Origin of the sequence: Edaphobacter sp. HDX4, assembly GCF_036877565.1 — a bacterium.
Classification (GTDB): domain Bacteria; phylum Acidobacteriota; class Terriglobia; order Terriglobales; family Acidobacteriaceae; genus Edaphobacter.
Map to the genome: position 1 here is coordinate 166486 of NZ_JAEDXW010000006.1, position 11862 is coordinate 178347.

The window sequence follows — 11862 nt, forward strand, 5'->3', positions numbered from 1 at the left end:
CGACGCGCTCAATCCGGAGAGCAGCCGCAATAGCCGCTGCACTCAGTTGCAGGCCACTGCAGTCCACACCGGGGCCGCCAGACCACTCGACCCCTGGACTCGAAGATCCACAAAGCTTCCCGCCGCGATCGAGACATTCCCCGTAGCCGTGCAACTGGAGTTCGTGGACGCAGAGCACGCAAGGGCTGTATCCGCCATCGCACCGGGCAGGCCCGACCGCAGAATGACCTGGATGGTGTTTCCCTGCTGCGAATACACCGACAACGTCGTCGCCGTGCACCCTGCGGGCACCCAGGTCAAAATCGTCGCAAGCTCATTGGCATTGGCGTTCGCGCTGTTCACGGAGTAGTAATTCGTCGAGAACGAGACGGAGTGATAGGTAGAGGCGAATGAGCCCTCTCCGGCTCCGCCGCCACTGCTTCCGCTGCCGTTCGTGCCTGGGGCTCCCTGCGGAATCGTGAAGTTGAGAACCGCCGCCGTCGGCGTGCCGGAATTGGTAACGCCGGCAGCTGTACCTGCCGCACCCGTCGTCACGGTGCCGACAGCCAGCGTGGCTGCGACTCCGGCAGGACCGGTCGGGCCGGCTGAGCCTCCCTGGGCCAGCACGCTCCATGCAGATGGCGTAATGTCCGGCCGTACTCCCAGATTCATTGCAATAGCCACATAGGTACTGCCCTGGTAGGACACAGCGTCGTTGGGAAGGTACCCGACAGTAATGGACCAGGCCCCTTTGAAGCTGACTCCAGCTGGCCCCTGCGGACCCTGAACTCCCTGAATCCCCTGTGCTCCTTGAGGCCCAGTCGAACCCTGAGCTCCAGGCGAACCTGCAGGTCCCTGTGGATCGGCTACTCCCTGCACACCGACAGGACCTTGCGGGCCGGCCGGTCCAGCCGGACCCTGACTTCCCGCCGCAAACTTGCTCCAGGTTGAAGGTGATTGATCCGGAGGATTTCCTGCATTGCCATCGATCAATGAGACATACGCGGCGCCATCGTAGGTCACGCCATCTCCGGCAGCATACGTGTACGAGTTCTGGTAGCTTCCGCGGAAGGTCATTCCGACCGGACCTGCAGGACCCCGTAGCCCCTGCGGCCCCGTAGCACCTGCCGGTCCCTGCGGGCCAATGGCGCCTGCCGCTCCTGCCTGTCCTGGTATCCCTTGTGGTCCTGTATCCCCTCTTGCCCCTTGCGGCCCTGCCGGTCCCACAGCTCCAGCAGGTCCCACTGGTCCTGCAGGTCCAGCAGGACCCACAGCTCCTGCAGCTCCTTGGATTCCCTGCGGCCCGGCCGGTCCCTGCGGACCTGTTGCTCCGGGCGCACCTTGGGGTCCCGTGTCGCCCCTCAATCCCTGCGGTCCTGTCGGTCCCACGGGTCCCGCAGGACCAACGGAGCCAACCGGACCCTGCAAACCTGCCGCTCCCGTGTCGCCCTTCGGTCCTGCAGGGGGGCCCTGCGAGACCAGCACGATATCGAGTTGCGGAGCATGCCCGGTCAGATCATTCTCCTTGCTGTCGAACTGCACCGCTGCGTCAGTCGAAGTAAGCGCGAGACCATTATTACTGGCGGCATTCGTAAGCCAGCCCTGCACCGAGGCCGTCACATCCACGGAGAGATAGGTGCCTTCCTTATCCACCGAAAACGACCCCAACGTGGCGCCGAGACCGGGCAGGGTGGCATAGGTAACGCTGTACTCGCCCCATGCTAAATTGACACCTTGGAGACGGATGGTTCCCGGCGTATCCACCCGGTTGCAGTACACCCGGAGAACCGCGCGCGATACCTGCGCAGCGGTCGTGCCCGACGGCAGAACGCCGAGATCGAACTGCAGCAAGGAGGTATAGCCCGCCCCGACATTCAGGTTTGAGATGGTCCCGCTGTTGGCAGATGGTCGTGCAGCATTTACGTGGGTATCTGCAATGAGTGTCGCCTCGGTGGCCGAGGCCCGAATCGCGGCAACCAGCAGAACCAGCGCCAATCCCACGCATCGAGGGAACTTCAAACGCTATGCCCCCTTGCCAAGGTAACGGTGTCAGCGTCTTCCGCCGGCTGGCCCGCCAAACGGAAGACGTGACTCATCCTGCGCAACGTTCTACAGCTCTACAATGCACGTTGCCGGCATGACGCTGGGCCATGCTCTTCTCCATTTCGTGAACAGAGACCGGGAGTACCTTCCGTTTTATGGCAACACGGAGCGTGATACAACCGTTCCGGCTACAACTTCCGTAGCATTCAGAAGTTCGCGCTAAGGTTCCCCGCCTCGGCCATTTTCCCTTCGCCCAACCTGCATCTCATAGAGTTGCAAGGTCAAAACGCACGTAAAAGGATATCCTCAGCCCATGAGTCCAAACGAGACCAATCAGCCTGGCCACCTTCCTTCGCTCGACTCGCTCGTCGACATCCCGCGACTGATCACCGCTTACTACGCTCTTCATCCCGATGCCGGGGTTCCGGCTCAGCGGGTCTCGTTCGGTACGTCCGGACATCGGGGATCGTCCTTCAAGGCCAGCTTCAACGACGACCATATCGCCGCAATCACGCAGGCCATCGTCGAATACCGGACCGGTCAGCACACCCTTGGGCCACTCTTCCTTGCGCGCGATACTCATGCTCTCTCTGAGCCGGCCTTCACCACAGCTCTTGAAGTGCTGGCGGCCAACAACGTTGAAGTCATGGTCGATGAACATCTCGGCTATACCCCGACGCCCGTGCTCTCGCACGCCATCCTCACGCGCAATGTGAACCTCAAGCTGCATCGCGCTGATGGAATCGTCATTACACCGTCACACAATCCGCCGGAGGATGGCGGCTTCAAATACAACCCTCCCAACGGTGGTCCGGCGGATACCTCTGCCACCAAATGGATTGAGAACCGGGCTAACGAGATCATCGCCAATGGCCTGAGAGAGGTAAAGCGCATCTCTTACGCTCGTGCCCTCGCCGCCGACCGGACCTACCGCCACGACTACATCACCGCTTATGTCGACGATCTGGCCAATGTCATCGACTTCGATGTTCTGCGGCTGACCGCGCTCAAGCTCGCCGTTGACCCACTCGGAGGAGCCGGCGTCCACTACTGGCCTCGCATAGCAGAGAAGTATCACCTCCCTCTGGAGATCCTCAGCACAAACGTCGATCCCACCTTCCGGTTCATGACGCTGGACTGGGACGGTCGCATTCGCATGGACTGCTCCAGCCCCTACGCGATGGCCAGCATGATCGCGAACAAGGACAAATACGACGTCGCCTGGGCCTGTGATACCGATCATGACCGCCACGGCATCGTGACGCGTTCTTCCGGCCTGCTCAATCCCAACCACTATCTCGCCGTCATGATCCAGTACCTCTTCACCAATCGGCCGGAGTGGAACGAGAAGACCGCAATCGGCAAGACCCTCGTGTCGTCCAGCATCATCGACCGCGTCGCCGGCGGGTTGAACCGGCCCATGCTCGAAGTTCCCGTGGGATTCAAATGGTTCGTCGACGGTCTCATGGACGGCTCTCTCGGATTTGTCGGCGAAGAGTCGGCAGGAGCAACCTTCCTTCGTCGCAACGGCCAGGTCTGGACCACCGATAAAGATGGCCTCATCCCCGGCTTGCTCTCTGCCGAGATGACCGCGCGTACCGGCCGCGATCCCGGCGAACTGTATGGCGAATTGACCGCGAAGTACGGCGATCCGATCTACCAGCGCATCGACGCTGCTGCCACCAAAGAGCAGAAAGCCAAGCTCGCGAAGCTCTCACCCTCACAGGTCACAGCGAAGGAGCTTGCAGGAGAACCAATCACTGCGATCCTGACCGAGGCTCCCGGAAATCACGCTCCGATCGGCGGTCTGAAGGTGGCAACCGAGAACGGCTGGTTCGCCGCCCGCCCCTCCGGAACAGAAGACGTCTACAAGATCTACGCCGAGAGCTTCAAAGGAGCCGATCACCTGAAACAGATTCAGGCGGAAGCAGAGGCCCTCGTAAACGCCGCGATCGCATAAGCCTGAAGGGGCTGCCTACATGGCAGCCCACTCCACTGCTCACCAAGCAGCCTTGGCTCAATGCAGAAGCATGCTGCATGTCAGCGTCGCCAGCACAGCAGCGGTGATCACGACATAAACGCGGTCCCGCTCCATGGCGAAGCCCACGATCGAAAGCGCCACTCGAATAATTGGCGTCAGCAGCAGGCAGATGATGCCGAGCTGACCGATCGCCAGCCCACGATTCTCTTCCCCCGCAATATGGGTGTGGAACGCCTCCTTCACGATCTCCCGGGGAGATGCAAAGGTCGAGTGCGCACCTTCGAAGGTGTGGAAGGCAACCGGATCTGTGCTGTGGAATCGAAGAAACATGATCCCGCCGAGCAGACCGACCACAACCGCCGTCAAGACTCCGCTGCGAAGCGTGAAGCTGATCAGGCGCTGAAGTTGTTTGTCCTGTATGTCCACGCTAGAGCCTTCCTTTGATGCCTTCATAGATCATCTGTACCGCAATGACAGCGACGATCCCGGCAAATAGCCGCCTCAACGTCTTCACCGGCAGACGCGGCAGCAGCCGCGCTCCGACCATCGATCCACAGAGAACCCCCATCATCACCGGGAGGGCAATCACCGGATGAATGTATCCGCGCTTCAGATAAATTGCTGCGCTGGCTACCCCGGTCACGCCGATCATGAAGCTGCTGGTAGCAGTCGACACCTTGAACGGGATCCCCATCACCCGGTCCATTGCAATCACCTTCAGAGCACCCGAGCCAATTCCCAGAAGCCCCGAGAGCAGACCGGCTATGTACATCAGTCCGAACCCAGCCCCCGGATGCCCGGCTGAGTACGAGACGGTCTCCGCCCGGGTCACGTAGATTCCCCCAAGCTTCAACCGCGTCGCCAGCGCGTTGGCCTCTCGATCAGCGATCGCATCGCGGCGTATCTGCATCGTCTGCCACGAGGAATGCAGCAGCACCAGCCCGAAGATCACTGCAAGAACGGGCGTCGGAATCTTGCTCGCGAGCAGCGCACCGCAGATCGCCCCTACCGTCGTCGCCAGCTCCAGAAACATTCCGATGCGGATGTTCGAAAGCCCGTCACGCACATACGCTGCGGCCGCGCCCGATGAGGTGGCGATTACGGAGACAAGGCTCGCACCGATCGCATAGCGAATATCCACGCCTAACAGCAGCGTAAGAGCCGGCGTCACGATCACGCCGCCTCCGAGCCCCGTCAAAGATCCTACAAGTCCGGCAGTGGTAGAGATGAAAAAGACAATTAACGCAAACTCGTAAGCAGGCATCCGTCTCCAGCTCGATCAGTCTTCGCGACTGCTTCGAGCTTACACCGTGTCTCTCACGTATCCTTGAAGGCGACCCTTTTCATTCCATTCCATTCACGGGGCTACCGAGGCGAATGCGCTTAAAACTGGAACAGTACTTCGGCTTTCAGGCGCGAGGCACCGACTGGCGAACCGAGATCCTGGCAGGCCTGACGACCTTCATCACCATGGCCTACATCATCTTTGTCAATCCAGCGATCCTTCACGAAACCGGTATGCCCATCGCGGCCGTCACTGCGGCGACCTGCCTCTGTGCAGCCTTCGGAAGCATCCTCATGGGCGCGCTCGCAAACTATCCGCTCGCCCTCGCACCCGGCATGGGACTCAACGCCTACTTCACCTACACCGTCGTCAAGGCGATGCACGTACCCTGGCAGACCGCCCTCGGAGCAGTCTTCCTCTCCGGAATCATCTTCCTCATTCTCACCTTCACCGGCATACGCCAGCTGCTCGTCAGCGCCATCCCCCACCAGCTTCACGCCGCGGTCGCCGGCGGAATCGGCCTGTTTATCGCCTTCATCGGATTCCGTAACGCCGGCATCATCGTCCCCAACCCCGCCACCACCGTGTCGCTCGGCAATCTCCACACCCCCACAACCGCGCTCGCGCTCTTCGGTCTCATCCTGATCGCCGTCCTGCAGGTGCTCCGCGTCCGCGCGGCCATGCTCATCGGCGTCCTCGGAACCATGGCAGCTGGTCTCGCCTGCGGGCAGGTCCACTGGGCACCCGTTCCCTACCATCTGGCTGCGTTGGGAGAGACCGCGTTTCGCCTCGACCTTCGCGGTGCGCTTCGCATCGGCGCGGCGGAGATCGTCTTCGTCTTCTTCTTCGTCGACCTCTTCGACAACATCGGAACTCTGGTCGCCGTCTCCGAGCGCGCCGGGCTGATGACTCCCGACCACCAGATTCCCCGGCTCAACCGCATCTTCTTCGCCGATGCCACCGCAACCATCGTCGGCTCGCTCACCGGAACCAGCACTGTCACCAGCTACATCGAGTCCTCCGCAGGCGTAGCCGCAGGTGGCCGCACGGGGGTGACCGCCATCGTCACCGGCCTCCTCTTTGCCGTCGCACTCTTCATCGCACCGCTTGTAGGAGCCATCCCCAGCTTCGCTACCGCCCCCGCACTCATTCTCGTCGGCGGCCTCATGGTGACAGGCCTCGGACAGATCGAGTGGAAGGACCCCGTCATCGCGATCCCCGCCTTCCTCACCGTGACGACCATTCCTCTCACCTGGTCCATCGCCGACGGTCTCAGCTTCGGCCTCACCAGCTACGCCGCACTCGAAGTACTGACAGGCCGGGCAAAGCGATCAAGCTGGATGCTGTATATCCTCGCCACCCTCTTCCTCATGCGCTTCTTCTTCCTCCATCGCAGCTAAAGCTGTTCTCATGCAAGGAGACTGTTCCGATTCGTCATCCTGAACGCAGAGAAGGATTCCTGTATTCCGCCCGGAACACCACAGACACTCACGGAAATACAGGGCCTCCTGATCACGACACCTTCGTGAAAACCGCAGCTGGAGGGCCTTACTCAGCCAGCCCAGTCTCCGCATCAAGGCCAAACTCGGCTGCCAATAGCTCGTAGCTCTTCAGCCGCTTCTCCTGGTCCCACACAATCGTATTCACGATCACCTCATCGATCCCCAGTTCTCCCGCCATCTGCTCCAGCTTCTCCCGCACCACTGCCGGAGTCCCCACAAAGTACCGCGGCCACTCCCCTTCCTCCAGCGGAAGCTCGCCCCTCATCCTCAGCTCTCGTATCGCATCCTCCGGCGTCGCCACCGGCTTCCGTTCTCCCATCCGGATCCTCTGCTGCAGCAGCTTCACGCTCGCCGAAAGAAACTCCGCCTCCTCCTGGCTGTCCGCGCAGATCACACCCACTGCCACCGTCGCCTCAGGCTTCTGACGGCGCAGGCCCGGCCTGAAGTGTCTCAGGTAGGCTTCAATCGCATCCCTCGTCTTCACCGGCGAAAAGAAGTGCGCGAACGAGTACGGCAGCTCGAACTCCACCGCCGCCGCCGAGCTCCACATGCTCGAGCCCAGCATCCACACCGCGGGACCGGCGTACCTCTCCTCCGGCACCGGCGCAGGCATGGCCTTAACCTTCAGAAAAGGATGTCCCGTCGGAAAGCCGTCCTCGAGAAACGCCAGCAGCTCCGTCACCTGGTCCGGGAAGTCGTCCTCCATCGCTACCTTGCGGCTGCGCCGAAGCGCCAGCGACTCCATCGGACCTCCACCCGGAGCCCTGCCCAATCCCAAGTCCACCCTCTCCGGATACAGCCCGTAGAGCGTCCTGAAGACCTCGGCCACCTTCAGCGGCGTGTAGTGCGGCAGCATGATCCCGCCCGACCCGATCCGGATACGGTGCGTCTCCGCGCCAATCCGCGCCAGCATGATCTCCGGAGCCGTACACGCCAGCAGATCCATCGCATGATGCTCCGACATCCAGAAGCGCGTGTAACCCAGCTTATCCACCCACCGCGCCAGCCCGATCGAGTTCTGTAACGCCTGTGCCGGAGCCGTTCCCTCCGCCACCGGCGACTGGTCCAGCACCGAGAGCCTCAGTTCTCTATCTTTCGCCATATAGCTATCTGATGTTGCAGCACGATGATAGGAGTCACGGCAAATCCACAGGAGACAAACCCAGAGTCAGAGAACAATATTCGCTTTTTATTCGCTATACTGTCTCTGGAGCGAGTGCGACGTTGAACACGCAGCAAAAACTCGAAATCCTCGCCGATGCGGCAAAGTACGACGCCTCCTGCGCCTCCTCGGGAGTCAGACGCGCTGGCAACGGAAAAGGGGTTGGCCACACCGATGGCACGGGAATCTGCCACTCCTACACGCCTGACGGCCGCTGCGTCTCCCTACTCAAAATCCTTCTCACCAACTTCTGTACCTACGACTGCGTCTTCTGCGTCAACCGCGCCTCATCAGACATTCCTCGAGCCCGCTTCAGCGTGGACGAGATCGTCAACCTCACTCTCGACTTCTACAAGCGCAACTACATCGAGGGACTCTTTCTCTCCTCCGGGATCATCCAATCACCCGACTACACCATGGAGCAGCTCGTCCAGGTTGCGCGCTCGCTGCGTGAGACGCACCACTTCGGCGGCTACATCCATCTCAAAGCCATCCCGGGCTGCTCGGCCTCGCTGATCGAGACCGCTGGCCTCTATGCCGACCGTCTCTCCGCCAACATCGAGCTGCCCACCCAGCAGGACCTCGTTCAACTGGCCCCCGAGAAAAAGTCTGCCGTCATCGAAACCACCATGAACCAGATCCACTCCCGGAAGACCGAGATGGACGAAGATCGCAGGCGCATCCGCTCCACCCCCAAGTTCGCCCCAGCCGGGCAGTCCACCCAGATGGTCGTCGGTGCGACCGACACGACCGACCACGAGATCATTCAGCGCGCGGACGCACTCTATTCCAGCTTTCACCTGCGGCGAATCTACTACACCGGCTTCAGCCCCTACCCAAAGGCTGACCGCCGCCTTCCTCTGGCCGCGACGCCCATGGTTCGGGAACACCGCCTGTATCAGGCAGACTGGCTTCTACGGCACTACGGCTTCAAGGCCGCTGAGATCACCACGCCCGCCGACCCGCACCTCGACCTCAGCGTCGATCCCAAGACCCAGTGGGCCCGCCGTCATCCTGAAGCCTTCCCCATCGATGTAAACGCCGCACCGCGTGAGACGCTTCTTCGCGTCCCCGGAATTGGCTACCGCAACGTCGATCGCATCCTCGATATCCGCCGCTACCACCGCCTGACCCTCGACGATCTGCGGCGGCTGCGTGTCAGCGTGCACAGCGTCTCTCCCTGGGTCATCACCGCCGACTCTGTGCCCCGGGCCACACCACCACTTCAACCACCACCCGCACAGCAGCTGTCTCTCGATCTCGGCCTCGACCTTCCCACCATCCACTCCACGCTGGACGGACAGCTATGATGGCGCCCTGCCTTACCTCGCTCGTAATCGATCCTCAGGCTCCTGAGGACTCGGGCTTCGATCTTTGGCGAAATCTCGCCCGTGAGCAGCTTGCGTGCGCCACGCCGCCCGATGCAGTGGAGTTTCAGGATGCACGCTCTGCTCTTTCGTGCTCCCTGCATCTCTCCCACAACCGCGCTCCAGCATCCGGCACGTCGAGCTCCACGACACCACCCCATGTGCCCCGGTCTTTTCTCGACGACGCAGCGGTCGCTGCCCATCACCGCTCACCCCATCGCTGGAACCTGCTCTATCGCGTCCTCTGGCGTCTGCAGTCGGATAAGAATCTTCTTCACATCTCCATCGATCCCGATGTCGCACAACTTCGTTCCATCGTCCATCAGGTCAGGCACGATCTCCACAAGATGCATGCCTTCGTGCGCTTCCGCAGGATCGAAGATCAGCAAGGCGAGCACTTCATCGCCTGGCACAAACCTGCGCATCGCATCCTTGCCCTGGCGGCGCCATTCTTCATCGAGCGCTTTTCCGTGATGCGCTGGAGCATCCTCACTCCCGACAACTCCGTCTCGTGGGATCCCGCATCCCGTACCGCCAGCTTCGGACCAGGCGCTGACCGCAGCCAGGCTCCAGCGGAAGATGAGCTCGAAGCCTTCTGGCGGACCTACTATTCCAACATCTTCAATCCCGCGCGCCTCAACCCATCGGCGATGCGCTCCCACATGCCGGTCAAATACTGGAGCACGCTGCCTGAGGTCAACGTTCTTCCCGGCCTTATCAACCGGGCCGAAAACCGCGTCGGCTCCATGATGGCGAGCCAGAAGGCCACACCCAGCGCCCAGCCCTTTATCCCGGAGATCCCAACCCTCCCAGTCCTTCATCAGGCGCTCCCCGCTTGTCAGGGCTGTGACCTCTTCCGTCACGCGACGCAGGTCGTCTGCGGTCGCGGACCCTCCTCTGCCACGCTCATGCTTGTGGGAGAGCAGCCCGGAGACAAGGAAGACCAACTGGGTGCCCCGTTCGTCGGCCCCGCGGGAGAGCTGCTTCGCCAGGCCTTCCACGAGGTCGGTATCGTCGGCGAAGAGCTCTACATGACCAACGCCGTCAAGCACTTCAAGTTCGTTCAGCGCGGGAAGCTCCGAATCCATAAAAATCCTGCCCAGTCCGAGGTGAACGCCTGCCGCCCTTGGCTTGAGGCGGAGATCCATGCAATCAAACCCCAGGTCATCCTCTGCATGGGGGCGACCGCCGCCAAAACTCTTCTGGGAGGCACCTTCGCCCTTATGCGCGACCACGGCCGCTTCGTTCCCACACGCTATGCCGATCAGACCATCGCCACCATCCATCCCTCGGCCATTCTCCGAACCGCGGACAAAGCGAAGGCAAAAGATCTGTATCAGCTCATGAAAGAAGACCTCGCTATGGCATGGTCCCGCAGCCGCTGCCCTCCGCCTCCACCTGTCAACCCCGTTTACCCCACAACCGCATGATTCCAAAAGAGATAGTCAGTGCCGAATAGCTTTGTACGGCTGGTATACTTGTAGGTGGGAGCCTTTATTTCTTTGGATTTCCAGACGAAGTCAAGTGCAATGTTTTCAATACTTTAGAAGTAATTCCTTTGGTTTCAAGAATTTACATTTTTGGTCCAAAGATAAGTGGTTTGTATTCAGGAATTTGCGCAATATATGCACGGGTGGGGTAGGGTCCACCAAGCCAGCCTTTCGGCTCGTGTGATAGAAACAGACCGCGCCGTTAGAACGGACGGTAAGGAGAATCATGAGCAGCCTGTCGCACACGGACACAGAAATCTTTGATCGCAACGCTTTCGCAGCCCAGGCCCTCTCCTCTCCTCAGAATCTCGCCGGTCTTCTCGACCACACTCTCCTGAAGCCGGACGCCAGCCGTTCTCAGGTCCTTCAGCTCTGCCACGAGGCAGCCGAGCACCGCTTCGCCTGCGCCATGGTTAATCCCATCTGGGTTCAAACCGCCGCCGCCGCCCTCCAGGGAACAGGCGTCCCCGTCGGCGTCGTCATCGGATTTCCCCTCGGCGCGACGCTTCCCGCCTCCAAGCGCGACCAGACTGCCCGCGTGCTCAAGCAGGGTGCGCACGACATCGACATGGTCCTCAACATCGGTCTGCTCAAGAGCGCAACTCCGGCCGACTACGAAGCAGTCAAGCAGGACATTCGCGGGGTGGTCGAACTGGCCCACGGAGGGGGAGCCATCGTGAAGGTGATCCTCGAGACCTGCCTGCTCAACTTCGAGGAGAAGCTTCGCGCCTCCGAGCTCGCTCTGTCCGCTGGAGCCGACTTCCTCAAGACCTCCACCGGCTTCTCGACCGGAGGAGCCACCGTCGACGACATCAGCCTTCTGCGAGGTGTCGCAGGCTCCCGCGCTGGCGTCAAAGCCTCGGGCGGAATCCGCTCGCTCGCAGATGCTTCCGCAATGCTGTACGCCGGTGCCTCTCGGATCGGGGCCAGTGCGAGCGTTAAAATCGTCAATGAACTCGCCGGTCGCGATGCAAGCGCCGCGCCTGCTTCGACTGGCAGTTACTGAAGAAATAACCAGTAGAAGGAAGGCACACCGGGCGAGAAAACTGCTCT

At 61.1% G+C, this 11862-nt stretch carries 9 protein-coding genes; 5 read left to right on the forward strand and 4 right to left on the reverse strand.

The features are described 5' to 3' along the window. Positions 1 to 42: 42 nt before the first annotated feature. Positions 43 to 1980 carry a DNRLRE domain-containing protein gene (locus JAO29_RS08420; protein ID WP_334267757.1) on the reverse strand — a complete coding sequence of 646 codons (1938 nt, stop codon included), beginning with the start codon at positions 1978 to 1980 and terminating at the stop codon, positions 43 to 45. Between the two features lie 355 nt (positions 1981 to 2335). Here JAO29_RS08420 and pgm point away from each other — a divergent pair, with 355 nt between their 5' ends. Continuing rightward, a complete protein-coding gene (gene pgm, locus JAO29_RS08425) occupies positions 2336 to 3982 on the forward strand; it encodes a phosphoglucomutase (alpha-D-glucose-1,6-bisphosphate-dependent) (protein ID WP_334267758.1) in 1647 nt (548 codons plus the stop codon). A gap of 57 nt (positions 3983 to 4039) precedes the next feature. Here the strand turns inward: pgm and JAO29_RS08430 are convergent, their stop codons facing one another. After that, positions 4040 to 4456: a DUF1634 domain-containing protein gene (locus tag JAO29_RS08430; RefSeq protein WP_334267759.1), complete on the reverse strand. Its 417-nt coding sequence runs from the start codon at positions 4454 to 4456 to the stop codon at positions 4040 to 4042. After that, positions 4431 to 5267 (reverse strand): sulfite exporter TauE/SafE family protein, encoded by an 837-nt coding sequence (locus JAO29_RS08435; protein ID WP_334267760.1) that lies wholly within the window; start codon positions 5265 to 5267, stop codon positions 4431 to 4433. Before JAO29_RS08435 ends, JAO29_RS08430 begins: the two co-directional genes overlap by 26 nt. Before the next feature lie 113 nt (positions 5268 to 5380). Between JAO29_RS08435 and JAO29_RS08440 the strand changes: the two genes are divergently transcribed. After that, the gene (locus tag JAO29_RS08440) at positions 5381 to 6688 is read left to right on the forward strand and encodes an NCS2 family permease (protein WP_334267761.1); all 1308 of its coding nucleotides are present in this window, start codon (positions 5381 to 5383) and stop codon (positions 6686 to 6688) included. A gap of 148 nt (positions 6689 to 6836) precedes the next feature. On the opposite strand, the gene JAO29_RS08445 is transcribed toward JAO29_RS08440, so the two are convergent. After that, the gene (locus JAO29_RS08445; RefSeq protein WP_334267762.1) at positions 6837 to 7892 is read right to left on the reverse strand and encodes an LLM class flavin-dependent oxidoreductase; all 1056 of its coding nucleotides are present in this window, start codon (positions 7890 to 7892) and stop codon (positions 6837 to 6839) included. Between the two features lie 122 nt (positions 7893 to 8014). On the opposite strand from JAO29_RS08445, the gene JAO29_RS08450 reads away from it, so the two are divergent. From JAO29_RS08450 to deoC, 3 genes are all read left to right on the forward strand, one after another. Next, positions 8015 to 9262, forward strand: coding sequence for a putative DNA modification/repair radical SAM protein (locus JAO29_RS08450; protein WP_334267763.1), 1248 nt, complete (start codon positions 8015 to 8017; stop codon positions 9260 to 9262). After that, positions 9259 to 10749 carry a UdgX family uracil-DNA binding protein gene (locus JAO29_RS08455; RefSeq protein WP_334267764.1) on the forward strand — a complete coding sequence of 497 codons (1491 nt, stop codon included), beginning with the start codon at positions 9259 to 9261 and terminating at the stop codon, positions 10747 to 10749. Before JAO29_RS08450 ends, JAO29_RS08455 begins: the two co-directional genes overlap by 4 nt. Before the next feature lie 286 nt (positions 10750 to 11035). Then, the gene (deoC, locus tag JAO29_RS08460) at positions 11036 to 11815 is read left to right on the forward strand and encodes a deoxyribose-phosphate aldolase (RefSeq protein WP_334267765.1); all 780 of its coding nucleotides are present in this window, start codon (positions 11036 to 11038) and stop codon (positions 11813 to 11815) included. The last annotated feature ends 47 nt before the right edge of the window (positions 11816 to 11862 follow it).

Excerpts from the sequence above, each read along its gene's own strand:
- pgm (WP_334267758.1), top strand. The coding sequence starts at position 2,336 with ATGAGTCCAAACGAGACCAATCAGCCTGGCCACCTTCCTTCGCTCGAC.
- JAO29_RS08430 (WP_334267759.1), bottom strand. The coding sequence starts at position 4,456 with ATGAAGGCATCAAAGGAAGGCTCTAGCGTGGACATACAGGACAAACAA.
- JAO29_RS08435 (WP_334267760.1), bottom strand. The coding sequence starts at position 5,267 with ATGCCTGCTTACGAGTTTGCGTTAATTGTCTTTTTCATCTCTACCACT.
- JAO29_RS08440 (WP_334267761.1), top strand. The coding sequence starts at position 5,381 with ATGCGCTTAAAACTGGAACAGTACTTCGGCTTTCAGGCGCGAGGCACC.
- JAO29_RS08445 (WP_334267762.1), bottom strand. The coding sequence starts at position 7,892 with ATGGCGAAAGATAGAGAACTGAGGCTCTCGGTGCTGGACCAGTCGCCG.
- JAO29_RS08455 (WP_334267764.1), top strand. The coding sequence starts at position 9,259 with ATGATGGCGCCCTGCCTTACCTCGCTCGTAATCGATCCTCAGGCTCCT.
- deoC (WP_334267765.1), top strand. The coding sequence starts at position 11,036 with ATGAGCAGCCTGTCGCACACGGACACAGAAATCTTTGATCGCAACGCT.